At 66.4% G+C, this 24,764-nt stretch carries 22 protein-coding genes and 1 pseudogene; 2 read left to right on the top strand and 21 right to left on the bottom strand.

Annotation, left to right across the window (positions count from 1 at the left end; translation table 11 throughout):
* Positions 1 to 6: 6 nt before the first annotated feature.
* From rplW to DEJ47_RS22595, 7 genes and pseudogenes are all read right to left on the bottom strand, one after another.
* The gene (gene rplW, locus DEJ47_RS22625) at positions 7 to 426 is read right to left on the bottom strand and encodes a 50S ribosomal protein L23 (RefSeq protein ID WP_055564827.1); all 420 of its coding nucleotides are present in this window, start codon (positions 424 to 426) and stop codon (positions 7 to 9) included.
* Positions 426 to 1,079, bottom strand: coding sequence for a 50S ribosomal protein L4 (gene rplD / locus DEJ47_RS22620; RefSeq protein ID WP_150171088.1), 654 nt, complete (start codon positions 1,077 to 1,079; stop codon positions 426 to 428). The genes rplW and rplD overlap by 1 nt, the downstream gene beginning before the upstream one ends.
* Before the next feature lie 8 nt (positions 1,080 to 1,087).
* Positions 1,088 to 1,732, bottom strand: coding sequence for a 50S ribosomal protein L3 (gene rplC / locus DEJ47_RS22615; protein ID WP_030782583.1), 645 nt, complete (start codon positions 1,730 to 1,732; stop codon positions 1,088 to 1,090).
* Positions 1,733 to 1,746: 14 nt separating this feature from the next.
* Positions 1,747 to 2,055 carry a 30S ribosomal protein S10 gene (gene rpsJ / locus DEJ47_RS22610; protein WP_003948644.1) on the bottom strand — a complete coding sequence of 103 codons (309 nt, stop codon included), beginning with the start codon at positions 2,053 to 2,055 and terminating at the stop codon, positions 1,747 to 1,749.
* Between the two features lie 467 nt (positions 2,056 to 2,522).
* Positions 2,523 to 2,702, bottom strand: coding sequence for a DUF397 domain-containing protein (locus DEJ47_RS22605; protein ID WP_150171086.1), 180 nt, complete (start codon positions 2,700 to 2,702; stop codon positions 2,523 to 2,525).
* 4 nt (positions 2,703 to 2,706) lie between these two features.
* Entirely contained in the window at positions 2,707 to 2,916 is a 210-nt protein-coding gene (locus tag DEJ47_RS22600) for a DUF397 domain-containing protein (RefSeq protein WP_150171084.1), read from the bottom strand.
* Positions 2,913 to 3,792: pseudogene (locus DEJ47_RS22595) on the bottom strand (helix-turn-helix domain-containing protein). The gene DEJ47_RS22600 and the pseudogene DEJ47_RS22595 overlap by 4 nt, the downstream one beginning before the upstream one ends.
* 160 nt (positions 3,793 to 3,952) lie before the next feature.
* Between DEJ47_RS22595 and DEJ47_RS22590 the strand changes: the two are divergent.
* Both DEJ47_RS22590 and DEJ47_RS22585 read left to right on the top strand, forming a co-directional pair.
* Positions 3,953 to 4,423, top strand: coding sequence for an ATP-binding protein (locus DEJ47_RS22590; RefSeq protein ID WP_150171082.1), 471 nt, complete (start codon positions 3,953 to 3,955; stop codon positions 4,421 to 4,423).
* Between the two features lie 216 nt (positions 4,424 to 4,639).
* Positions 4,640 to 5,584, top strand: a complete 945-nt coding sequence (locus DEJ47_RS22585; RefSeq protein WP_150171080.1) for a helix-turn-helix domain-containing protein — start codon at positions 4,640 to 4,642, stop codon at positions 5,582 to 5,584.
* 367 nt (positions 5,585 to 5,951) lie between these two features.
* Here the strand turns inward: DEJ47_RS22585 and tuf are convergent, their stop codons facing one another.
* The 14 genes from tuf to rplK all read right to left on the bottom strand — a co-directional run bounded on the left by tuf (position 5,952) and on the right by rplK (position 24,642).
* Entirely contained in the window at positions 5,952 to 7,145 is a 1,194-nt protein-coding gene (tuf, locus tag DEJ47_RS22575; protein ID WP_150171078.1) for an elongation factor Tu, read from the bottom strand.
* 144 nt (positions 7,146 to 7,289) lie between these two features.
* Positions 7,290 to 9,416 (bottom strand): elongation factor G, encoded by a 2,127-nt coding sequence (fusA, locus tag DEJ47_RS22570; RefSeq protein ID WP_150171076.1) that lies wholly within the window; start codon positions 9,414 to 9,416, stop codon positions 7,290 to 7,292.
* 39 nt (positions 9,417 to 9,455) lie between these two features.
* Positions 9,456 to 9,926, bottom strand: coding sequence for a 30S ribosomal protein S7 (gene rpsG, locus DEJ47_RS22565; protein WP_003974303.1), 471 nt, complete (start codon positions 9,924 to 9,926; stop codon positions 9,456 to 9,458).
* A 2-nt stretch (positions 9,927 to 9,928) separates the two neighbouring features.
* Complete coding sequence (gene rpsL / locus DEJ47_RS22560; protein ID WP_003948652.1) at positions 9,929 to 10,300, bottom strand: 30S ribosomal protein S12; 372 nt, start codon at positions 10,298 to 10,300, stop codon at positions 9,929 to 9,931.
* 264 nt (positions 10,301 to 10,564) lie between these two features.
* A complete protein-coding gene (locus DEJ47_RS22555; RefSeq protein WP_150171074.1) occupies positions 10,565 to 10,981 on the bottom strand; it encodes a hypothetical protein in 417 nt (138 codons plus the stop codon).
* Positions 10,982 to 10,992: 11 nt separating this feature from the next.
* Entirely contained in the window at positions 10,993 to 11,751 is a 759-nt protein-coding gene (locus tag DEJ47_RS22550) for a hypothetical protein (RefSeq protein ID WP_150171073.1), read from the bottom strand.
* Positions 11,752 to 11,877: 126 nt separating this feature from the next.
* Positions 11,878 to 15,792 carry a DNA-directed RNA polymerase subunit beta' gene (locus DEJ47_RS22545; RefSeq protein WP_150171071.1) on the bottom strand — a complete coding sequence of 1,305 codons (3,915 nt, stop codon included), beginning with the start codon at positions 15,790 to 15,792 and terminating at the stop codon, positions 11,878 to 11,880.
* Between the two features lie 96 nt (positions 15,793 to 15,888).
* Positions 15,889 to 19,374 (bottom strand): DNA-directed RNA polymerase subunit beta, encoded by a 3,486-nt coding sequence (rpoB, locus tag DEJ47_RS22540; RefSeq protein ID WP_150171069.1) that lies wholly within the window; start codon positions 19,372 to 19,374, stop codon positions 15,889 to 15,891.
* Between the two features lie 573 nt (positions 19,375 to 19,947).
* A complete protein-coding gene (gene rplL, locus DEJ47_RS22530; RefSeq protein WP_150171067.1) occupies positions 19,948 to 20,331 on the bottom strand; it encodes a 50S ribosomal protein L7/L12 in 384 nt (127 codons plus the stop codon).
* 110 nt (positions 20,332 to 20,441) lie between these two features.
* Entirely contained in the window at positions 20,442 to 20,972 is a 531-nt protein-coding gene (gene rplJ, locus DEJ47_RS22525) for a 50S ribosomal protein L10 (RefSeq protein WP_062780303.1), read from the bottom strand.
* A 261-nt stretch (positions 20,973 to 21,233) separates the two neighbouring features.
* Positions 21,234 to 22,223: a hypothetical protein gene (locus DEJ47_RS22520; protein ID WP_223828455.1), complete on the bottom strand. Its 990-nt coding sequence runs from the start codon at positions 22,221 to 22,223 to the stop codon at positions 21,234 to 21,236.
* A gap of 121 nt (positions 22,224 to 22,344) precedes the next feature.
* Positions 22,345 to 23,238, bottom strand: a complete 894-nt coding sequence (locus DEJ47_RS22515; RefSeq protein WP_150171064.1) for a hypothetical protein — start codon at positions 23,236 to 23,238, stop codon at positions 22,345 to 22,347.
* Between the two features lie 157 nt (positions 23,239 to 23,395).
* Positions 23,396 to 24,118, bottom strand: coding sequence for a 50S ribosomal protein L1 (gene rplA, locus DEJ47_RS22510; protein WP_055564539.1), 723 nt, complete (start codon positions 24,116 to 24,118; stop codon positions 23,396 to 23,398).
* Positions 24,119 to 24,207: 89 nt separating this feature from the next.
* A complete protein-coding gene (gene rplK / locus DEJ47_RS22505; protein WP_030782612.1) occupies positions 24,208 to 24,642 on the bottom strand; it encodes a 50S ribosomal protein L11 in 435 nt (144 codons plus the stop codon).
* Between the last annotated feature and the right edge of the window lie 122 nt (positions 24,643 to 24,764).

The raw sequence follows: 24,764 nt of genomic DNA, 5'->3' as shown, positions 1-24,764 counted from the left end.
GCTCCGTTAGGAGGCCTGGCCGAAGATGTCGATACGGTCGCCCTCAGCAAGGGTCACGATGGCGCGCTTGGTGTCGGCACGCTTGCCGAAACCGGTGCGCGTACGCTTCCGCTTGCCCTGACGGTTGATCGTGTTGACGCCGGTGACCTTGACCGAGAAGACCGCCTCGACGGCCTGCTTGATCTGGGTCTTGTTGGCGCCCGGAGCCACGATGAACGTGTACTTGCCCTCGTCGAGCAGCGCGTACGACTTCTCGGAGACGACCGGCTTGACGAGGACGTCGCGCGGGTCCGAGAAGGACTTGCTCAGCGGGGTGGGCTCAACGGCGATCTTGCCCTCGGTCGCGATGCGCTTCGCCTTGGCGACGCGCGCGGCCTTGGCGGCCTTCGCGGCCTTGGACGCGATGCTCTGGTGACGGATGGCCATCAGGCTTCGCTCCCTTCGGTGTCAGTGGCCTTCGGGCCGGACACGAAGGACTCGAACGCGGCCTTGGTGAAGACCACGTCGTCCGAGACGAGCACGTCGTACGTGTTCAGCTGGCCCGGCTCCAGGATGTGGACCTGGGGCAGGTTGCGGGCGGAGAGCAGCGACAGCTCGTCCGAGCGCTCGATGACCAGGAGCACGTTCTTGCGCTCGCTGACCTTGCCGAGCAGGCTCTTCGCGGCCTTCGTCGAGATCTCGCCCTCGACCACGCCGGAGACGACGTGGATGCGGGAGTTGCGCGCCCGGTCGGTGAGGGCGTGACGCAGGGCGGCAGCCTTCATCTTCTTGGGGGTGCGCTGGGAGTAGTCACGCGGCACGGGGCCGTGGACGACGCCACCGCCGGCGAACTGCGGCGCACGGGTCGAACCCTGGCGCGCGCGGCCGGTGCCCTTCTGGCGGTAAGGCTTCTTGCCACCACCACGGACTTCACCGCGGGTCTTGGTCTTGTGCGTGCCCTGACGGGCCGCGGCCAGCTGCGCGACGACGACCTGGTGGATCAGCGGGATGCTGATCTTCTCGACGTCGAAGATCTCCGCGGGGAGCTCGACCGTCCCGGTCTTGTCGCCTGCCGGCGAAAGGATGTCAATGGTGCTCATGGGTTACCTCAGGCCCCCTTGGCCGCGGTACGGACCAGGACGAGGCCGCCGTTCGGACCGGGGACCGCGCCCTTGATGAGCAGCAGACCCTTCTCCGCGTCAACGGCGTGGACGGTCAGGTTCTGGGTGGTGACCCGCTCGTTGCCCATGCGACCCGCCATGCGCATGCCCTTGAAGACACGGCCGGGGGTGGCACAGCCACCGATGGAACCGGGCTTGCGGTGCACGCGGTGGGCACCGTGGGAGGCCTTGCCGCCGTGGAAGTTGTGACGCTTCATCACACCGGCGAAGCCCTTGCCCTTGCTCTTGCCGGTGACGTCGACCTTGATACCGGCCTCGAACGTCTCGGCAGTCAGCTCCTGGCCGAGGGTGTACTCGCTGGCACCAGCGGTACGGATCTCGACGAGGTGGCGACGGGGGGTCACGTCGGCCTTGGCGAAGTGGCCCTTGAGGGGCTTGTTCACCTTGCGCGGGTCGATCTCGCCGAAGGCGATCTGGACCGACTCGTAGCCGTCGCTGTCATTCGTACGGACCTGGGTAACGACGCAGGGCCCGGCCTTGACCACGGTCACCGGGACGACACGGTTGTTCTCGTCCCAGACCTGGGTCATGCCGAGCTTCTCGCCCAGGATGCCCTTGATCTGCTTGGTCATCTTCTTCGCGCCCTTCAGAGCTTGATCTCGATGTCAACGCCGGCCGGAAGGTCCAGGCGCATCAGCGAGTCAACGGTCTTGGGGGTCGGGTCGAGGATGTCGATCAGGCGCTTGTGCGTGCGCATCTCGAAGTGCTCGCGAGAGTCCTTGTACTTGTGCGGCGACTTGATGACGCAGTACACGTTCTTCTCAGTGGGCAGCGGCACCGGGCCCGCGACCGACGCACCAGTGCGGGTCACCGTCTCGACGATCTTCTTCGCCGAGGAGTCGATGACCTCGTGGTCGTAGGCCTTGAGCCGGATGCGGATCTTCTGTCCCGCCATGGCTACTTAGTAGTCCTTCGTCTCGAACGCTCTGGCTCCCGGGAGGCCCTTTTTTCTACCTCCTCCGACCCACGCGGTCGGGCGTGTCGCAGTCCCGCTCACACAGTTCTCCCGAAGGAGTTCCCTGCTAGGGGCTGCGGCCCTCGCTGACCGCGGGTCCGGGGGAAGAAACCCACCGGGCGCCTGGCCGAGCAACCGCACCGCACTTCCCGAAAGATTCCCGTACGTCCGCCAAAGCGCTGCCTGCGGGCCTTTGCGGGCCCTGCGACAGATAAGGCGACGAGTACTGTGGGACTCGCTTCCGGTCCTCCCGGCGGGAGGCGCGCAGCATCGGCACTCAACCGAGCAACCATGACAGTCTGCCATACGGGGCACGTGTGGTGCCAATCGAGCGGAAGACCTTACCCGCTGGGTGACGGAGATCAAACCCGGGCGGGGCCCGACGCGCCGGTGACGGCCGTCGCGGGTCAGCGTGGGGCGGCGTATCCCAGGAACGCGGTCCAGGCGGCGCCGCTGAGGGCGAGGCGGGGGCCTTGGGCTTCTTTGGAGTCCCGGACGTGCACGGTGCCGGGGGTGTGGGCGACCTCGACGCAGTCGGGTTCGTTGCTGTTGCTGCTGTAGCTGCTCTTGCGCCAAGCGAGCTTCATGGGATCAGCTCCCGGAGGCGTACCTCACAAAGTGCGACCACGCGGCCCCCTGCACGGTGAGGATCGGCCCCTGCGTGTTCTTGGAGTCACGGACATGCACCAGATCGTTTATCTCGGCGGCCTCTACGCAGTCGGCTTCGCTGCCGTTGCTGCTGTAGCTGCTCTTACGCCATTCCAGCTCGGCGCTGCCCTCAGCGGAGACCTGACGGTTCATGTTTCTCCCAGCAGTTGCTCGATGAAGGCCAGCGACTCCCTCGGAGTGAGGGCTTGGGCCCGGATCATGCCGTAGCGCAGTTCAAGGATTCGGAGCTGTTCAGGCTCGTCCACCAGCCGCCCTGCGGCCACACCTGGTGAACGCCCGACTGCCGATCCATCCCGGAACTTCAGCATCTCGATACTCCCGTCCACGCCCGCATGCTCTTCCCTGCGTGTAGGCATGACCTGGAGTGAGGCGGTGCGCAACTGCCCGATTTCCAGGAGGCGTTCAAGCTGCCGACGCAGAACCATTCTGCCCCCCCAGCGGGCGCTGCAGCGCTACCTCCTCCAGCACAAAACTGAGGGCCGGAGCCGGACACCGGTCGAAGATCGCCTGCCGGGCCATGCGTGACGCCACAGCTCGTTCGATCTGCGCCTCGTCATACGCAGGCTGCCGCATCTCGAACAAAGCCCTCATGTACTCCACGGTCTGCAACAACCCGTGGATGTCATGAGCGCCGTACCACTGAAGGTCAACGGCCTTCGCTTCCTTGCGGGCCCGGTCCCGAAGCCGCTTCGGATACCTGGCCTCCGCCACGTCCTGCTTCATCGCCGCGACGGAACCGCCCGCTCTCAGGACCTGATCCGCCTTGTCGAGATACTCGGCCCGAGGGATCCGCGTCCCGCCCTCGACCTTGTAGACGAGCCCCTCCCCGTACCCCATGGCCGCCGCGAACTCCGCCGCCCGCATCCCCGCGGCCTCCCGGCGGGCCCGCAGCTGCCGCCCCACGAACGCGACGATCGCCACGCCCTGCTCGTCCTCCGGGTCGACCTCCCACCCCGGCTCCTCCGACTCCCGCTCCCGCTCACCCTCCGGAACCGCCGACCGCTCCATACGCCCGCCTCCCGTCCCACCAAGCCGCTACGTACGGTCAGCGCCGTACCCACAGAGACCGCTGGACAGCCTGTACAGCCCTGGACAAACGAAGGACAGTGACTGTACGCAGCCGCCAAGACACTGCGCAGCGTACGAGCGGGAGACCACGCTGAGTGACGTGAACCAGGAAACCGCCGCGCTCCCCCACACCACCCGTCACTTCACTGTCCTGCTCTCCCCCACGCCCCGAGGAGCCCGCCTGGCCCGACTCCTCGCCACCGAGCAGCTCCACTCGTGGGGGCTCCCCCTGGACCCGGCGCGCCACATCGTCGCGGAACTGGCGGCCAACGCCGCGACCCACGGCCGCGCACCGGGCCGCGACTTCCGACTCGCACTGCACGCCACGGCGGAAACGCTCCGCATCGCGGTCACGGACACGCACCCCGAAAGGCTCCCCGCACCCCAACTCCCCTCCCCAGACGCCGAATCCGGGCGCGGCCTGCTCCTCGTAGAAGCGCTGGCACACCGCTGGGGAGTGAAGGAAGACCGCTTCCCGCGCAAGACGGTGTGGGCGGAACTGGGCCTCACGCCACCGGAACCCGACTCCCCGTGCTCCGGTACCGCAGGCGCCTTTCCCCAAGGAACGTGAGACGGAGAAAAAGCACCCCACCAAACCCCACCAGGCCCCGCCACCGCCGACTCACTCCGGCGAGTGAACATCACCGGCTCGGCTGGCTTTCCGGCCCCCCAATGGCCCTACTCTCAGCCCCAGTAGCCGAGCAACAACACCAGACATGCGACGGCCCCCGCCGGGACGGCAATCCCGAGGCGAGGGCCTGACCACCGAGGAAGAGGCAACTTCCCGATGGACACCCAAAACCCTAGCGCGCCCCCGCGCCCCCAGTCCGCCCCTGGCGGCAATCAATCCCACGCACGGGCGACCCGGCACCCCCGCAGCCGAACGGACACGCGTCGACGGCCCACCGCCTCCGCACCCACGTCCGGCGTCACGCACGAGAACACCCGCCACACCACCCGCTTCACGGTGGTCGGCAACCACCTCACCCAGCACCAGGAGCTCTCCCTCCTGGCGATCGGCCTGGGCTGCCACATCCAGTCGCTGCCCGCCGGTGCCCACGTGGACATCAAGAGCCTCACCAAGCGCTTCCCGGAGGGCGCGACCCGCATCGCCGGGGCCCTGCGCGAGCTGGAGACCCACGGCTACCTGCGCCGGGACCGCGAACGCACCGCGTCCGGCCGCATCGTCACCCGCACGATCTCCTGCAACCAGCCGCAGGGCACCGCCCGACGCACCCCCACCCCGCCACGGAGGCAGCCCGCCCCCATCGCAGCGGTCCCACCCCGCACCAGCGAGACGCCACCCGCCCACGCACCCCGCACACACCCCCGCCCCCTCCCCGCCGTACCGCACCCGGCACACCCCACCCCGGCACTGCTCGAACAGGCCACCGCCACCCTCACGGAGCTGTGCCGCGAAGCCCCCCACCTGCTCCTCACCGCCCGCGATACGGCCCACCTCACCCCTGGCGTCGCCGCCTGGCTGGAACGAGAGGCATCCCCCGCCTCCGTGCGCCACGCCCTGACCCACGCCCTCCCACCCGACGGCCCCCGCCACCCCGCCGCACTCCTGTCCCACCGCCTGACAGCCCTGCTCCCACCCCCACCCCGCTTCCACCCCCCGCAGCGCACCCCCCACCCACTCCAGAACTGCGAAACCTGCGACCGCGCCTACCGAGCCCCGGAACCGGGCCGGTGCCGCGACTGCCGCATCCCTCCGTGCACTGCCTGACCAACGGACTTGAGCTGGAGTTGGGAGTACGCCTTCGCCTTCGCGGCAGAGGAAGCCGCCCGAACTGTGTCACCGGCCTTCCTCGCCGCAGTCCAGCGCAAGGCCGCAGAGCTGGTCAGGGCGGCCGAGACCCTGTACGTCCACGGCCGCGCCCACCAAGACGTCGACCCGAAGGGCGGCGACGTCACCGTCCCAGGCGGCATGTTCCGCTACCCACCTGGGCTTCTGAGGCCACACGGGCCCCCTGGCCAACACAAAAGGGCCCGTACGACCGAAGTCGTACGGGCCCTTCCGCTACTGCGTGTACTGCGATGCGCTCAGTTCAGAGCAACCGGGTTACCCCGATCCGCAAGCAAGTCGGGAGGACTTACTTGTTGATCTTGGTGACCTGGCCGGCGCCGACGGTCCGGCCACCCTCACGGATGGCGAACTTCAGGCCCTCTTCCATGGCGACGGGCTGGATGAGCTCGACGCTCATCTCGGTGTTGTCGCCCGGCATGACCATCTCGGTGCCCTCGGGGAGGGTCACGACGCCGGTCACGTCCGTGGTGCGGAAGTAGAACTGCGGGCGGTAGTTGTTGAAGAACGGGGTGTGACGGCCACCCTCGTCCTTCGACAGGATGTAGGCCTGGGCCTCGAACTCGGTGTGCGGCGTGACCGAACCGGGCTTGATGATGACCTGGCCGCGCTCGACGTCCTCGCGCTTGATGCCACGGAGGAGCAGACCGACGTTCTCACCGGCCTGGCCCTCGTCGAGCAGCTTGCGGAACATCTCGATGCCGGTGACCGTGGTGGTGGTCTTCTCGGTCTTGATGCCGATGATGTCGACGGTCTCGTTGACCTTGAGGACACCACGCTCGATACGACCGGTGACGACGGTGCCACGACCGGTGATCGTGAAGACGTCCTCGATCGGCATCAGGAACGGCTTGTCGACGTCGCGCTCGGGCTCCGGGATGGACTCGTCCACGGCCTTCATGAGCTCGAGGACGGTGTTGCCCCACTCCTTGTCGCCCTCAAGGGCCTTCAGAGCGGAGACCTTGACGACCGGCAGGTCGTCGCCCGGGAACTCGTACTCGGAGAGGAGCTCACGGACCTCGAGCTCGACGAGCTCCAGGATCTCCTCGTCGTCCACCATGTCGGCCTTGTTCAGGGCGACGACGATGTACGGAACGCCGACCTGGCGGGCCAGGAGCACGTGCTCCTTGGTCTGCGGCATCGGGCCGTCGGTGGCGGCAACCACGAGGATCGCGCCGTCCATCTGCGCGGCACCCGTGATCATGTTCTTGATGTAGTCCGCGTGACCGGGGCAGTCGACGTGGGCGTAGTGACGCGCCTCGGTCTGGTACTCGACGTGCGCGATCGAGATCGTGATACCGCGCTGGCGCTCCTCGGGAGCCTTGTCGATCTGGTCGAAGGCCGAGGCCTCGTTCAGGTCGGGGTACGCGTCGTGCAGCACCTTGGTAATGGCGGCCGTGAGGGTCGTCTTACCGTGGTCAATGTGACCGATGGTGCCGATGTTGACGTGCGGCTTAGTCCGCTCGAACTTCGCCTTCGCCACTGGGTCCTCCTGTGGAGTGGTTCTGTACGCCTTGCTTCATCGGCGCCAGGTGATCTTTGCTGGGAAGCCAGCCGCCGGGGTTCTCGCCCTGCGGGGTCGAACCCCGGCGGATGGTGTCAAGCCTAAAGCGTGAACTCGGGTGAGTTACTCGCCCTTGGCCTTCGCGATGATCTCCTCGGCGACGTTCCGCGGAACCTCGGCGTAGGAGTCGAACTGCATTGAGTAGCTTGCGCGACCCGACGTCTTGCTGCGGAGGTCTCCGACGTAGCCGAACATCTCCGAGAGGGGCACGAGGCCCTTCACGACGCGAGCGCCGCTGCGCTCCTCCATGGCCTGGATCTGGCCACGGCGGGAGTTGATGTCGCCGATGACATCGCCCATGTAGTCCTCGGGCGTGGTGACCTCGACGGCCATCATCGGCTCGAGCAGCACGGGGGACGCCTTGCGCGCGGCCTCCTTGAAGGCCTGCGAACCGGCGATCTTGAAGGCGAGCTCCGAGGAGTCGACCTCGTGGTAGGCACCGTCGATGAGCGTGACGCGGACGCCCGTCATCTCGTAGCCCGCGAGGATGCCGAACTGCATGGCTTCCTGCGCACCGGCGTCGACCGACGGGATGTACTCCCGCGGGATGCGGCCACCGGTGACCTTGTTGACGAACTCGTACGACGCGTCGCCGTCCGTGATCGGCTCGATCGCGATCTGCACCTTGGCGAACTGACCGGTACCACCGGTCTGCTTCTTGTGCGTGAAGTCGACGCGCTCGACGGCCTTGCGGATCGTCTCGCGGTACGCCACCTGCGGCTTGCCGACGTTCGCCTCGACGCGGAACTCGCGCTTCATGCGGTCGACGAGCACCTCGAGGTGGAGCTCACCCATACCACCGATGATGGTCTGGCCGGTCTCCTCGTCCGAGTGGACGCGGAAGGAGGGGTCCTCCTCCGAGAGACGCTGGATGGCGACACCCAGCTTCTCCTGGTCGCCCTTGGACTTCGGCTCGATGGCGACCTCGATCACCGGGGCCGGGAAGTCCATGGACTCCAGGATGACCGGAGCCTTGTCGTCGGAGAGCGTCTCACCCGTGGTGGTCTGCTTCAGGCCCATGACGGCGACGATGTCACCGGCGCCCACCGACTCGATCTCCTCACGCTTGTTCGCGTGCATGCGGTAGATCTTGCCGATGCGCTCCTTCTTGCCCTTGACGGAGTTCAGCACCGCGGTGCCGGAGTCCAGGCGACCGGAGTAGATCCGGACGAAGGTGAGCTTGCCGAGGTGCGGGTCGCTCGCGATCTTGAACGCGAGGGCCGACAGCGGCTCGTCGTCGGACGGCTTGCGCTTGACGACCAGCTCCGGGTCCTTGACGTCGTGGCCCTCGATGGCCTCGACGTCCAGGGGGGAGGGAAGGTAGCGCACGACCGCGTCGAGCAGGGGCTGGACGCCCTTGTTCTTGAACGCGGTACCGCAGAAGACGGGGGTGACGGTGGTGTCGCCGCCCTTGCCGGAGGCGATGGTGATGCGACGGATCGCCGCGTACAGCTGCTCCTCGGTGGGCTCCTGGCCCTCCAGGTACAGCTCCATCATCTCTTCGTCGTTCTCCGCGACGGCCTCGAGCAGCTTGCCGCGGTACTCCTCGGCAGCCTCGGTGTGCGTGTCGGGGATGTCGACGATGTCGTAGGCCTCGCCCATCTTGGTCTCGGCGGACCAGACGAAGGCCTTCATGGTGACGAGGTCGACGACGCCCTTGAAGTCAGCCTCTGCGCCGATGGGCAGCTGCATGACGATCGGGGTCGCACCGAGGCGGTCGACGATCATGTCGACACAGCGGTGGAACTCGGCACCGGTGCGGTCGAGCTTGTTGACGAAGCAGATACGCGGGACGCCGTAACGGTCCGCCTGACGCCACACGGTCTCGGACTGGGGCTCGACGCCGGCAACGCCGTCGAACACCGTCACGGCACCGTCGAGCACGCGGAGCGAACGCTCCACCTCGACGGTGAAGTCGACGTGGCCCGGGGTGTCGATGATGTTGATCGTGTGATCGACGTCGTTCAGCGGCCAGTGACAGGTGGTGGCAGCAGAGGTGATCGTGATGCCACGCTCCTGCTCCTGCTCCATCCAGTCCATCGTGGCGGCGCCGTCGTGGACCTCACCGATCTTGTACGACACACCGGTGTAGAACAGGATCCGCTCGGTGGTCGTCGTCTTGCCCGCGTCGATGTGGGCCATGATGCCGATGTTGCGCACCTTGGCCAGGTCAAGTGAAGTGGTAGCCATGTCGGCTCAGTCTTCTCTCGGTCTCGATGGGGGTAGCGACTACCAGCGGTAGTGCGCGAAGGCCTTGTTGGACTCGGCCATCTTGTGGGTGTCCTCACGCTTCTTCACAGCGGCACCGAGGCCGTTGGAGGCGTCGAGGAGCTCGTTGAGCAGACGCTCGGTCATGGTCTTCTCGCGACGGGCGCGGGAGTAACCGACGAGCCAGCGCAGGGCGAGCGTGTTCGCACGGCCCGGCTTGACCTCGATCGGGACCTGGTAGGTCGCGCCACCGACACGGCGGGACTTGACCTCGAGGGTCGGCTTGATGTTCTCGAGCGCGCGCTTCAGCGTGATGACCGGGTCGTTGCCGGTCTTCTCGCGCAGGCCCTCCATGGCGCCGTACACGATGCGCTCGGCGGTGGAGCGCTTGCCGTTCAGCAGCACCTTGTTGATGAGGGAGGTCACCAGAGGAGAACCGTAGACCGGGTCGATGATGACCGGGCGCTTCGGGGCGGGGCCCTTACGAGGCATTCTTACTTCTCCTTCTTGGCGCCGTAGCGGCTGCGGGCCTGCTTGCGGTTCTTGACACCCTGGGTGTCGAGCGAGCCGCGGATGATCTTGTAACGAACACCAGGCAGGTCCTTCACACGGCCACCGCGCACGAGCACGATGGAGTGCTCCTGCAGGTTGTGTCCCTCACCCGGAATGTAGGCCGTGACCTCGATCCCGGAGGTCAGACGCACACGCGCGACCTTACGGAGGGCCGAGTTCGGCTTCTTCGGGGTGGTCGTGAACACACGCGTGCAGACGCCACGGCGCTGGGGCGAACCCTCGAGTGCGGGCGTCTTGTTCTTCTCGACCTTGTCCTGCCGGCCCTTACGGACCAGCTGCTGGATCGTAGGCACTACTTCTCCGGTTTCTGTGTGCCGAATAGTAAAGCTAACCCGGAACTTCGCCGACCCACGCGGTCGGGTGTGTCGAATGCTGCGGACTCCCGCCACAGGGCGGAAAGGAGCGCAGATTACGGTGGCCTTTCTCGGACTCCCGCAGCGGTTGATGACACGCGCGCGAGCCCAGGCACACCCCAGGCACAAGGTCTGAGCGTACCTACCTCATCGAGTCTGGTCAAAACAAATGCGATGGGGGGCGACACGCCGGACATCTGCAGATCAAGTCCGATGCAGAAAGTCCTTGATCAATTGGACATCCGCCTGATCCTTCGGTCGCAGCGAGCGCTCTTTCCACATGAGGACCTGGGACAAGGGGCAGAACGGGATGCCCGACATCCACTCCGCATCCTTGATCAGGACGTCCGGCTCGGGCGTGCCGGGCAACCAGCGGTCAAAGACGTCGATGGCGCCGCCGAACAGTGGCACCACGCGGCCGTGACCGGACGGAGCGACCACAGGGTCGGCCAAACCCTCCGCGATCTTCCACGCGGCCCCACGAGCGACGACATCCAGGTCTCCGACACGCTCCCTGATGCCGTGCGCCAGCAGCGGCCCGCTGCCCGCCACCACGTAGTCCGAGGACGGCAGATTCAGGGACAGCAGCTTCTGGATCAGTGGGTGCCTTCTCAGCTCCAAGGCAGCTTCTCCTAGAGGATGGGCAGCCCGACCGCCGAGCGAGCAGCCATGCTCATCCCGAGCGAGGCGATGACACTGGCCAGCGTACCGATGAGGAAGTACTCGGACGCGTGCTTGCCGTGTTCACTCGTGGGGACCCGAGCCAGCGACTTCGCCGCCAGCACCAGAGCTGCGGCCTCGGGCTGGCCTGCGGCGAGGAAGGCGAAGAGAAGCCCCCGCTCCAGCAGCCCGATCGCCCGTCCTGCGCTCATGAACTCCACAGCAGCACGCCGCTCCGGACTGTCCGGCAGTGCCAGAATCTCCCGGCGTACGGGACCGGTCACCGACCTCGCCAGAGCCCCACCGCCGAATACGGAGACCAGCGCGGCCGAAAGGAAGACCGCGATCTCATCACTCAGAGCGGCTTCCCTCATCAGAGGCACCACCGTTGCGCCGGCGGCCCACAGAGCCAGGAAGACGGCCCCCACGAGAACCGCGACACTCGCCCGGCGCGTACGGGCCAACCGCCCCACCATCAGCGGCATCGTCACGGTGAAGCCCACCTCCGGCATACCTGCGGGGTGCTTCCACAGGACGCAACCCAGGGACAGCAGCACAGCCACCGCCAGCGCGACCCACGGTCTCTGGCCATCGGCGTACGGAGCAGCCGCATACACCCCGTAGGCCAGCGTGAAGAGCACCGTCCGCCAAGGGCGCGATCCGGGCCATGCGAGTCCCATCGGGACCAGTACCGCCGCCGCCAGACCGAAGGACAGCCGAGCCGTCTCCACTTCCCCAACTCCCCCTGCCTGCCCGGCACTACGGTTGACGCGCCAACGCCGCGCATCTTAGGTCTCGGGAACGCCAAAGGGCGCCCACCCCCAAAGGAGGCAGACGCCCTTCAACAAACGCAGGTCCTACTGGTTGTACGGCCCGTAGTCGTAGTCCTCCAGCGGAACGGCCTGACCCGACCCCGTCCCGAAGGGCGAGTAGTCGATGTCGTCGTAGCCGACGGCCGAGTACATCGCGGCCTTGGCCTCCTCGGTCGGCTCGACCCGGATGTTGCGGTAGCGGGAGAGCCCCGTACCGGCCGGGATGAGCTTACCGATGATGACGTTCTCCTTGAGGCCGATGAGGCTGTCGGACTTGGCGTTGATCGCCGCATCCGTCAGGACTCGGGTCGTCTCCTGGAAGGAGGCGGCCGACAGCCAGGATTCCGTCGCCAGCGAGGCCTTGGTGATACCCATCAGCTGCGGACGGCCGGAGGCCGGGTGGCCGCCTTCCGTGACCACACGACGGTTCTCGGTCTCGAACTTCGAGCGCTCCACGAGCTCGCCCGGCAGCAGCTCCGCGTCGCCGGACTCGATGATCGTCACGCGGCGCAGCATCTGCCGGATGATGATCTCGATGTGCTTGTCGTGGATCGACACACCCTGCGAGTTGTAGACCTTCTGGACCTCGCCGACCAGGTGGACCTGGACCGCGCGCTGACCGAGGATCCGCAGCACGTCGTGCGGGTTCGTCGCACCGAAGGTGAGCTTCTGGCCGACCTCGACGTGGTCGCCCTCGCGCACCAGGACCTTGGCACGCTTCGAGATCGGGAACGCCGTCTCGTCGCTGCCGTCGTCCGGGGTGACGACGATCTTCTTGGTCTTCTCGGTCTCCTCGATACGGACGCGGCCTGCCGCCTCCGAGATCGGGGCGACACCCTTGGGCGTACGAGCCTCGAAGAGCTCGACGACACGGGGCAGACCCTGGGTGATGTCGTCACCGGCCACACCACCGGTGTGGAAGGTACGCATCGTCAGCTGCGTGCCGGGCTCACCGATGGACTGGGCGGCGATGATGCCGACCGCCTCACCGATGTCGACCAGCTTGCCGGTGGCGAGCGAACGGCCGTAGCAGAAGGCACAGGTGCCGACCGCGGACTCACAGGTCAGGACCGAGCGGGTCTTGACCTCCTCGACGCCGTTGGCGACCAGGGCGTCGATGAGGACGTCACCGAGGTCGACGTTGGCCGGCGCGATGACCTTGCCGTCGATGACGACGTCCTCGGCCAGCATGCGGGCGTACACCGAGGTCTCGACGTTCTCCGTCTTGCGGAGCACACCGTCCTCGCCCTTGACCGCGATCTTGAGCTTCAGACCGCGCTCGGTACCACAGTCCTCCTCGCGAATGATGACGTCCTGCGAGACGTCGACCAGACGACGGGTGAGGTAACCGGAGTCGGCGGTACGGAGAGCCGTGTCCGCCAGACCCTTACGGGCACCGTGCGTGGAGATGAAGTACTCGAGAACGGTCAGGCCCTCACGGAACGAGGCCTTGATCGGACGCGGGATGGTCTCGTTCTTCGCGTTCGACACCAGACCACGCATACCGGCGATCTGACGCATCTGCATCATGTTTCCTCGGGCACCCGAGTCAACCATCATGAAGATGGGGTTCGTCTTCGGGAAGTTCGCGTTCATCGCCTCGGCAACCTCGTTGGTCGCCTTGGTCCAGATCGCGATGAGCTCCTGCGTGCGCTCGTCCTTGGTGATGAGACCGCGCTCGTACTGCTTCTGGACCTTCTCGTCCTGGGCCTCGTAGCCCGCGACGATCTCCTTCTTGGCCGCGGGGACCACGACGTCGGAGATGGCCACGGTGACGCCGGAACGGGTCGCCCAGTAGAAGCCCGCCGCCTTCAGGTTGTCGAGCGTCGCCGCCACGATGACCTTGGGGTAGCGCTCGGCGAGGTCGTTGACGATCTCGGAGAGCTGCTTCTTGCCGACCGAGTAGTCGACGAAGGGGTAGTCCTCGGGCAGCAGCTCGTTGAAGAGCGCACGGCCAAGCGACGTACGCAGCCGGAAGCTGTCGCCCTGCTGGTACGGCCGCTCCTCGACGCCGTCCTCGCCCGCCTCGGAGACCGGCGGGGTCCAGCCGCGCGGCGGGATGGTGCCCACCGGGAAGCGGATGTCGACGGTCGACTGCAGCGCGAGCTCACCGGCGTCGAACGCCATGATCGCCTCGGCCGTGGAGCCGAACGCGCGGCCCTCGCCCTTGGTGTCACGGAGCTCACCGTCGGTGGTCAGGAAGAACAGACCGAGGACCATGTCCTGGGTCGGCATCGTGACCGGACGGCCGTCGGCCGGCTTGAGGATGTTGTTCGAGGACAGCATCAGGATGCGGGCCTCGGCCTGCGCCTCCGCGGAGAGCGGCAGGTGCACGGCCATCTGGTCACCGTCGAAGTCCGCGTTGAACGCGGTGCAGACGAGCGGGTGGATCTGGATGGCCTTGCCCTCGACCAGCTGCGGCTCGAAGGCCTGGATGCCGAGGCGGTGCAGCGTGGGCGCACGGTTCAGCAGAACCGGGTGCTCGGCGATGACCTCTTCGAGGACGTCGTACACGACCGTGCGGCCGCGCTCGACCATCCGCTTGGCGCTCTTGATGTTCTGCGCGTGGTTCAGGTCGACCAGGCGCTTCATCACGAACGGCTTGAAGAGCTCCAGCGCCATGGCCTTCGGCAGACCACACTGGTGCAGCTTCAGCTGCGGACCGACGACGATCACGGAACGCGCGGAGTAGTCCACACGCTTGCCGAGCAGGTTCTGACGGAAGCGGCCCTGCTTGCCCTTGAGCATGTCGGACAGCGACTTCAGCGGACGGTTGCCGGGGCCCGTCACCGGGCGGCCACGACGGCCGTTGTCGAAGAGCGCGTCGACGGCCTCCTGGAGCATGCGCTTCTCGTTGTTCACGATGATCTCGGGCGCACCGAGGTCGAGAAGGCGCTTCAGGCGGTTGTTGCGGTTGATCACGCGGCGGTACAGGTCGTTCAGGTCGGAGGTCGCGAAGCGGCCACCGTCCAGCTGCACCATCGGACGCAGGTCCGGCGGGATGACCGGCACGCAGTCCAGAACCATGCCCTTGGGGCTGTTGCTGGTCTGCAGGAACGCGGAGACGACCTTGAGGCGCTTGAGCGCACGGGTCTTCTTCTGGCCCTTGCCGGTACGGATGATCTCGCGGAGGCGCTCGGCCTCCTCGTCGAGGTCGAAGGACTCCAGGCGCTTCTGCAGCGCCGCGGCACCCATCGAGCCGTCGAAGTACGTGCCGAAGCGGTCACGCAGCTCGCGGTAGAGCAGCTCGTCGCCCTCGAGGTCCTGGACCTTGAGGTTCTTGAAGCGGTTCCACACCTCGTCGAGACGGTCGATCTCGCGCTGCGCACGGTCGCGCAGCTGCTTCATCTCACGCTCGGCGCCCTCGCGCACCTTGCGGCGCACGTCGGCCTTGGCACCCTCGGCCTCGAGCTCGGCCAGGTCGGTCTCGAGCTTCTTGGCGCGGGCCTCCAGGTCGGAGTCGCGACGGTTCTCGATCTGCTGACGCTCGACGGAGACGTGCGCCTCCAGGGACGGCAGGTCGCGGGTGCGACGCTCCTCGTCCACGAACGTGATCATGTACGCCGCGAAGTAGATGACCTTCTCGAGGTCCTTCGGGGCGAGGTCCAGCAGGTAGCCGAGGCGCGACGGGACGCCCTTGAAGTACCAGATGTGCGTGACAGGGGCGGCCAGCTCAATGTGGCCCATCCGCTCACGACGCACCTTGGCGCGAGTGACCTCGACGCCGCAGCGCTCGCAGATGATGCCCTTGAAGCGGACACGCTTGTACTTGCCGCAGTAGCACTCCCAGTCCCGGGTCGGACCGAAGATCTTCTCGCAGAAGAGTCCGTCCTTCTCGGGCTTCAGCGTGCGGTAGTTGATGGTCTCCGGCTTCTTGACCTCGCCGTGGGACCACTGTCGGATGTCGTCCGCGGTGGCAAGGCCGATCCGCAGCTCGTCGAAGAAGTTGACGTCGAGCACTTTGTCGTCAATCCCTCTTTCGGGGTCGAGTCTCAATCATGGTCTGAACGGGTCCGGGGAGAGCCGGCCGGACACGGGGTCCGGCCGGCCAACCCGTCAGACCTCTTCGACGCTGCTCGGCTCGCGCCGGGACAGGTCGATGCCGAGCTCCTCCGCCGCGCGGAAGACGTCCTCGTCGGTGTCGCGCATCTCGATGGACATGCCGTCCGAGGACAGCACCTCCACGTTGAGGCACAGGGACTGCATTTCCTTGATGAGCACCTTGAAGGACTCGGGAATGCCGGGCTCGGGGATGTTCTCGCCCTTGACGATGGCCTCGTAGACCTTCACGCGGCCGGTCACGTCGTCGGACTTGATCGTCAGCAGCTCCTGGAGGGCGTACGCGGCGCCGTATGCCTCCAGCGCCCACACCTCCATCTCACCGAAGCGCTGGCCACCGAACTGTGCCTTACCACCCAGCGGCTGCTGGGTGATCATCGAGTACGGACCGGTCGAACGAGCGTGGAGCTTGTCGTCGACCAGGTGGTGCAGCTTGAGGATGTACATGTACCCGACCGAGATCGGGTCCGGGAACGGCTCGCCGGAGCGGCCGTCGAACAGCTGCGCCTTGCCGGACGGGAGCACCATGCGCTCGCCGTCACGGTTCGGGATGGTGTGCTGCAGCAGACCGGCGAGCTCGTCCTCACGCGCACCATCGAAGACGGGGGTGGCGACGTTCGTGCCGGGGTCGACCTGGTCGGCGCCGATGGCCTGCAGGCGCTGCGCCCACTCGTCCGCGAGGCCGGAGACGTCCCAGCCGCGGCTGGCGAGCCAGCCGAGGTGGATCTCCAGGACCTGTCCCGGGTTCATTCGGGACGGCACACCCAGCGGGTTCAGGATGATGTCGACCGGAGTCCCGTCCTCGAGGAACGGCATGTCCTCGATCGGAAGGATCTTCGAGATGACACCCTTGTTGCCGTGGCGGCCGGCGAGCTTGTCACCGTCCGTGATCTTGCGCTTCTGCGCCACGTAGACACGAACCAGCTGGTTCACGCCCGGCGGCAGCTCGTCGCCCTCTTCACGGTCGAAGACGCGGACGCCGATGACCTTGCCGATCTCGCCGTGCGGCACCTTCAGGGAGGTGTCGCGGACCTCGCGCGCCTTCTCACCGAAGATCGCGCGGAGCAGGCGCTCCTCGGGGGTCAGCTCGGTCTCACCCTTGGGCGTGACCTTGCCGACGAGGATGTCACCGGCGACGACCTCGGCACCGATACGGATGATGCCGCGCTCGTCGAGGTCGGCGAGGACCTCCTCGGAGACGTTCGGGATGTCCCGGGTGATCTCCTCCGGGCCGAGCTTGGTGTCACGGGCGTCGACCTCGTGCTCCTCGATGTGGATCGAGGAGAGGACGTCGTCCTGCACGAGGCGCTGCGACAGGATGATCGCGTCCTCGTAGTTGTGGCCCTCCCACGGCATGAACGCCACGAGCAGGTTCTTGCCGAGGGCCATCTCGCCCTCTTCGGTCGCGGGACCGTCGGCCAGGACCTGGCCCTCGATCACGCGGGCGCCCTCGTCGACGACAACCTTCTGGTTGACGGAGGTGCCCTGGTTCGACCGGGAGAACTTGGCGATGCGGTACGTGGTGTACGTGCCGTCGTCGTTGGTGACCGTGACGTAGTCCGCGGAGACCTCCTGGACCACACCGGCCTTCTCGGCCTTGATCACGTCACCGGCGTCGACCGCGCAGCGGTACTCCATGCCGGTGCCGACGAGGGGAGCCTCGGCGGTGATCAGCGGCACGGCCTGACGCATCATGTTCGCGCCCATGAGCGCGCGGTTGGCGTCGTCGTGCTCCAGGAACGGGATCATCGCGGTCGCGACGGACACCATCTGGCGCGGCGAGACGTCCATGTAGTCGACGTCGCCACCGGGGACGTAGTCGATCTCGCCGCCGCGGCGACGGATCAGGACGCGGGCCTCGGCGAAGTGGAGGTCGTCCGTCAGCGGCGCGTTGGCCTGCGCGATGACGAAGCGGTCCTCCTCGTCGGCCGTCAGGTAGTCGACGTCGTCGGTGACCTGGCCGTCGACGACCTTGCGGTACGGCGTCTCGACGAAGCCGAACGCGTTGACGCGGCCGTACGAGGCGAGCGAACCGATCAGACCGATGTTCGGGCCTTCAGGCGTCTCAATGGGGCACATGCGGCCGTAGTGAGACGGGTGCACGTCACGGACCTCGAAGCCGGCCCGCTCACGGGACAGACCACCGGGACCCAGCGCCGAGAGGCGACGCTTGTGCGTCAGACCCGACAGCGGGTTGTTCTGGTCCATGAACTGCGACAGCTGCGAGGTGCCGAAGAATTCCTTGATCGACGCCACGACCGGGCGGATGTTGATCAGGGTCTGCGGCGTGATCGCCTCGACGTCCTGGGTCGTCATGCGCTCGCGGACGACGCGCTCCATACGAGCCAGACCCGTGCGGACCTGGTTCTGGATGAGCTCGCCGACGTTGCGCAGACGACGGTTGCCGAAGTGGTCGATGTCGTCGGTCTCGACGACGATCGACGTGCCGCTGTCGCCAACGGTCTCGGTCTCACCGGCGTGCAGCTTCACCAGGTACTTGATCGAGGCGATGATGTCCTCGACCGTGAGGATGCCCGCGTCGAGCGGAGCGTCCGCACCCAGCTTCTTGTTGACCTTGTAGCGGCCGACCTTCGCGAGGTCGTAGCGCTTGGGGTTGAAGTAGAGGTTCTCGAGCAGCGTCTGAGCGGCCTCACGGGTCGGCGGCTCGCCCGGACGGAGCTTGCGGTAGATGTCGAGCAGCGCGTCGTCCTGGCCCTGGGTGTGGTCCTTCTCCAGGGTGGCGCGCATGGACTCGTACTCGCCGAACTCCTCGAGGATCTGCTCGGTCGTCCAACCGAGAGCCTTGAGCAGAACGGTGACCGACTGCTTGCGCTTGCGGTCGATGCGGACACCGACCATGTCGCGCTTGTCGATCTCCATCTCCAGCCAGGCACCCCGGGACGGGATGATCTTGGCGGAGAAGATGTCCTTGTCGGACGTCTTGTCGATGGAGGAATCGAAGTACACACCGGGCGAACGGACCAGCTGCGACACAACGACACGCTCGGTGCCGTTGATGACGAAGGTGCCCTTGTTCGTCATGAGCGGGAAGTCGCCCATGAAGACCGTCTGAGACTTGATCTCGCCGGTCTCGTTGTTGGTGAACTCGGCGGTGACGAAGAGCGGGGCGGCGAACGTGAAGTCGCGCTCCTTGCACTCGTCGATCGAGTTCTTCGGAGGCTCGAAACGGTGGTCGCGGAACGTCAGGGACATCGACCCGGAGAAGTCCTCGATCGGGGAGATCTCCTCGAAGATCTCCTCCAGACCGGACTTGGTGGGGACGTCCTGTCCGCTTTCCAGAGCCGCCTCGACACGAGCCTTCCACGCGTCATTGCCGAGCAGCCAGTCAAAGCTCTCGGTCTGCAGCGCAAGAAGGTTCGGAACCTCGAGGGGCTCCTTGATCTTTGCAAAGGAGATGCGCAGCGGGGCGGTGCTGGCGCCGTTGTTCGTATTCGCGGTCGAGGCAGTGCGCGAGGCGGCCAAGAGGGGGTCCTTCCGAGGGCTCGGACTCACTACGCGCGTACCGGTCCCAGGCTGGACACAGAGACGGACATCCCAGGTCAGGGAGGTTCGGATCCACAGTGCTCAAGCATGGGCATGCCCCTGGTGACGGGCAGGAGGCAGCTAACAGGCAGCGCAAAGGGTCAGTGTAGCCACTCGGCCCACTGATGTCCAGTGCGGGTTTTTGAAGACCCTCGTTGTTCTCAACCCCTGCTGCAAGCCACGCCCTCGATGCACATCGATACTGCCCTCTTCGCCGCCGATCCATGCCTCGGATCCGGATCGTTGTGACGACGCGTCCTGAGAATTGCGCGCTGCGTGCGGTTCGTCAAGGCCCCCCAGCCCCGACATCACTCAGAGATCGTCACCGTCACGGGCCGTCCCGAGGCACGACGAAGATCACCATACTCGCCGGGACCGACATCGCAAGGCACCCTCCGCGGGACGCCGGTGAACGCCGAAAGGCGACCACCCACATGGGTGATCGCCTTTGGCGACCCGTGCGTTACAGCCTCAGCCGTACGGACGGGAAAGAGAGTCAGACGACTCGTGAGGTCACTTGACCTCGACGGAGGCGCCGGCGCCCTTGAGGGCCTCGGCGGCCTTCTCCGCGGCGTCCTTGGCGACCTTCTCGAGGACCGGCTTCGGGGTGCCGTCGACGAGGTCCTTGGCCTCCTTCAGGCCCAGGGAGGTCAGCTCACGCACGACCTTGATGACCTGGATCTTCTTCTCGCCGGCGCCCGTGAGGATGACGTCGAACTCGTCCTGCTCGGCCTCGGCCTCGGCCGGGGCGGCAGCGGCGCCACCAGCGGCAACGGCGACCGGAGCGGCGGCGGTGACGTCGAACTTCTCCTCGAAGGCCTTCACGAACTCGGCGAGCTCGATGAGCGTGAGCTCCTCGAACTGGGCAAGCAGGTCTTCCTGGCTGAGCTTCGCCATGATGGGCGATCCTTCCACTAATTCGGCTGGTGCCGGGTGTATATGAAGGCGGGCGTACGTTGGGCCCGCGGTGACCGTCGCCTCAGGCGGCGGTCAATGTGCGAGCCGAATTACTCGGCACCGCCCTGCTCGGCCTTCTTGGCACGAAGCGCCTCCGCGGTGCGGACGAACTTCGAGGGAAGCGCCTGGAAGAGCGCGGCAGCCTGCGACTGCTTGCCCTTCATGGCGCCCGCCAGCTTGGCGAGCAGAACCTCGCGGGACTCGAGGTCCGCGAGCTTCTTGAACTCGTCGGCGGACAGCGCCTTGCCGTCAAGGACACCGCCCTTGATGACGAGGTTCGGGTTCTCCTTGGCGAAGTCACGAAGACCCTTCGCCGACTCCACCGGGTCACCGGTGACGAAGGCGACCGCCGTCGGACCCGTGAACAGGTCGTCCAGCGTGTTGATCCCGGCCTCGTTGGCCGCGATCTTGGTCAGCGTGTTCTTCACCACGGCGTACTCGGAGTTCTCACCGAGCGAACGGCGCAGCTGCTTGAGCTGGGCCACGGTGAGACCCCGGTACTCGGTCAGCACGGCGGCGTTCGAGCTGCGGAACTTGTCCGTGAGCTCGGCTACCGCGGCAGCCTTGTCGGGCGTCGGCATAGAGCGTCGGCCTCCTTCCGGGTGATGAGGACCGCTCAGAAGGGGCCGACAAAACGAAACGCCCCGGCGCAGGCGCACGGGGCGTGAGCTCAACCGAATCGCATACGATCCAGGAGCACATCCACAGTCACCTGCGCGGGTCGTCCGCCGTTTCAGCGGATCCTTCGGCCACCGCACCCTCTAGCGAGAACACGGCAACGACCAGCGGTCTTTGGCTTCTGTGGAAGAGTACGCGAACGGGGTCGCGTCAAGCAAATCCGGTCAGAAGGCGCTGTCCGAACCGGCGCCCTTGCCGTCCTCGCCGAGCTTTCCGAGCTCCTCGAACATCTTCATCATGTCGAAGGTGTCCTTGGCCGGCGGCGGCGTCACCTTGGCCGTCGCGCCGTAGTCGGAGAAGGTCTGCGACGTCTTCACCGTGCCCTCGGGGGTCTTGATGTCGATGTCCATGCGGACCGGGTAGTCGTCCTCGTTGACCCAGACCTCGGTGTCGTAGCCCTTGATGCCCGACTTCTCGATGTTCTTGAACAGCTGCTCGCGCTCGCTCTTGCTGAGCACGTCCTTCAGGCCCTTGTTGGACTCCGCCATCTCCTTGACGGTGAGCCGGCCCTTGTAGCGCTGGGCCTGCGCGCCGTCGATCTGCGCGGAGCCCAGGTGCTTCAGGTTCGGCGAGTCCAGGAGCATGGCGAGCTGCTGCGCCGGGTCCTGGTTCATGCTGTCCAGGCCGCCGGTCATCTGCTTGGCGAGCTTGTCGTCACCGGCCTTCTCCATGATGGACTTGAGGTCCATCTTGACCCAGCTCTTGCCGCCCATGTCCTTGGCCGCCTTGGCGCCCATGTTCATGTACATGACGTTGTCGCTCCAGAGCATCCGGATCTTCTCCGGAGCCTCCGGGTCACCCTCGGTGAGCGCGGAGCCCGAGACCGTCACGTCCATGACGGTCGGGTCCCAGCCCATGACGCCGGTCATCTTCATCTCGCCGGCGCCGCCCATCGCCTTGCCCATCTCACCGGGCGGCGTGGACATGGTCATCTTGACCTTGGCCGACTTGGCGGCCGAGGTCTTCTTGTACGCCGCCGTGATGACCTCGGTCACCTGCGAGCGCGACTGGGTCTTCCCCGAGTCCGCCGCGTTGTCGGACTTGTCGTCCGAGCCCCCGCACGCCACCGCGCCGACACAGAGCAGCGCGGTGCTCAGCACGGCCCCCGCCACCCGCTGACGCCCTCTGCGTCCCCGAACGACACCTGCAGTCATGACCCCACCCCTTGGAACGCCTTGGAACAAAGAACACATGATCGACACATGTTTGTGTGACCGAGAGTACCCGAGGGGTGGGACAGCCAGCGCGGGAGTTATACGGCGGCCGGCGCGGGCGTCATACGGCGGGCTGCTTGTTCATCAGGTCCTTGAAGCTCATCGTGTCCGACGCCGGCGGCTTCTCCACGTTCAGCTCGGTGCCGTAGTCGCTGTAGTAGGCCGTCTGCGAGAAGGTGCCGTTCTTCGTCTCGCCCTTCTCGCTCTTCTTGACCAGCAGGTCGTCCTCGTCCACCCAGATGTCGATCGTCTCGGTGCTCAGACCTGCCTGCTCGAACTGCTTCCGCAGCTGGGCCAGCTTGTCCGCGTCCAGGTCCGAGTTCTTGGCGGTGAAGTCCGCGACGTCGACCTTGCCCGAGTAGTGGACCGCCTTCTTCCCGCGGACCTCCTCCTCGCCGACGCGCTTCACGTCGCCGGAGGCCAGCAGCATCTTCACCGACTGGTTCGGGGTGGTGTTCTGCATCTGGTCCTTGAAGGCCTCGCCCGCGGCGCCGCTGAGCTCCGCCAGCGTCTCGTAGTCGTACTCCACCCAGTGCTTGCCACCGCCGGCCTGGGACGCGAACGTGTCCCCCATGTTCGCGTAGAAGCCGTTCTTCAGATAGCGGTAGTCGAGCTCCGTGGCGCCCAGCTGCTTCATCTGCTGGGCCTGGGTGCCGCCGGTGAAGGTCACCGTCACGTTGCCCGTGATGCCGTCGGACCAGCCCATGACGCCCTTCATGTCCATGGAGCTGAGCGAGCCCATCGTGGTCGTGCCGTCGACCCGGGCGGTGTCCGCCTTGTCGGTCGACTTCTCGACGGTCCGCAGGGCGGCTATCGGGCTGAGCTTGATGCCGCCCTTGTCCTCGCCGCCGTCCGCCTTGTCGGAGGAGTCACCCGAACCGCAGGCCGTGAGGCCGGTCAGCGCGGCGACCACCGCGATCGAGAGACCGGCACGGCGCATGGTCGTGCTGTTCATGTTGTCCCACCCCTTGGCATTCATGGAGCCTGCACGCTAGCGCAGCCCACTGACACACGTATCCGAAAGGCCCGTACACAAACAGGACGGGCCCCGCACCTCGAAAGGTTGCGGGGCCCGTCCACAGAACGCGTACGCGACGCGGCTGCCGTCAGATTCAGACGGCGGCCGGGTCCTCCTCGGTGAGGAGGTTGCGGGTGCGGTTCGAGTCCAGCGGAATGCCGGGGCCCATCGTGGTGGTGATGGCGGCCTTCTTGATGTAGCGACCCTTGGCGGCCGACGGCTTCAGACGGAGGATCTCCTCCAGGGCCGCGGCGTAGTTCTCCACCAGCTTGGTGTCGTCGAAGGACACCTTGCCGATGATGAAGTGCAGGTTCGAGTGCTTGTCGACGCGGAACTCGATCTTGCCGCCCTTGATGTCGTTGACAGCCTTCACGACATCGGGGGTCACGGTGCCGGTCTTCGGGTTCGGCATCAGACCACGCGGACCGAGCACGCGGCCGAGGCGGCCGACCTTGCCCATGAGGTCCGGGGTGGCGACGACGGCGTCGAAGTCCAGGCGGCCCTTCGCGACCTCGTCGATGAGCTCGTCGGCGCCGACGATGTCGGCCCCAGCGGCTTCCGCGGCCGCAGCACGGTCACCGGTCGCGAAGACCAGGACCCGGGCGGTCTTGCCGGTGCCGTGCGGGAGGTTCACGGTGCCGCGGACCATCTGGTCGGCCTTGCGCGGGTCGACACCCAGACGCATGGCGACCTCGACGGTGCCGTCGAACTTGGTCGAGGAGGTCTCCTTGGCGAGACGGACGGCCTCGAGCGGGGCGTACAGCTTCTCCCGGTCGATCTTGGCGTCCGCAGCGCGGAGAGTCTTGCTGCGCTTCACTTCTGCTCCTGGTTTGTTCAGGTATGGAGTCGTGGTTCGGGCCAGCGCTTGGCCCTACCACTGAGAAAGGTCAGACGGGGGGAGGAGGCTCAGCCCTCGACCGTGATGCCCATGGAACGGGCGGTGCCGGCGATGATCTTCGACGCGGCGTCCAGGTCGTTGGCGTTGAGGTCTTCCATCTTGGTCTGCGCGATCTCGCGGATCTGCGCCTCGGTGACCTTGGCGACCTTGGTCTTGTGGGGCTCGCCGGAGCCCTTCTCGACACCAGCGGCCTTCAGGATCATCTTGGCGGCCGGCGGCGTCTTGGTGATGAAGGTGAAGGAACGGTCTTCGTAGACCGTGATCTCCACCGGGATCACCCAGCCACGCTGCGACTCGGTCGCGGCGTTGTAGGCCTTGCAGAACTCCATGATGTTGACGCCGTGCTGGCCCAGCGCGGGACCGACCGGCGGGGCCGGGTTGGCGGCACCAGCCTGGATCTGGAGCTTGATCAGCCCCGTGACCTTCTTCTTCTTGGGAGGCATTGCTCTCTCCGGGTCCTAGTGAGAGTTTTCAGCCGACCACCCGGTCATCCGGATGGAGGCATACCGCACAACGATAACGGGTATAGTCGCGCGGCTAAAAACCGAGCAGGTCAGACCGGCTT

Source organism: Streptomyces venezuelae (assembly GCF_008642355.1).
Lineage (GTDB): Bacteria > Actinomycetota > Actinomycetes > Streptomycetales > Streptomycetaceae > Streptomyces > Streptomyces venezuelae_B.
The sequence above is the reverse complement of the archived record's forward strand: the minus strand, read 5'-3'. Positions and strand labels throughout refer to the sequence as shown.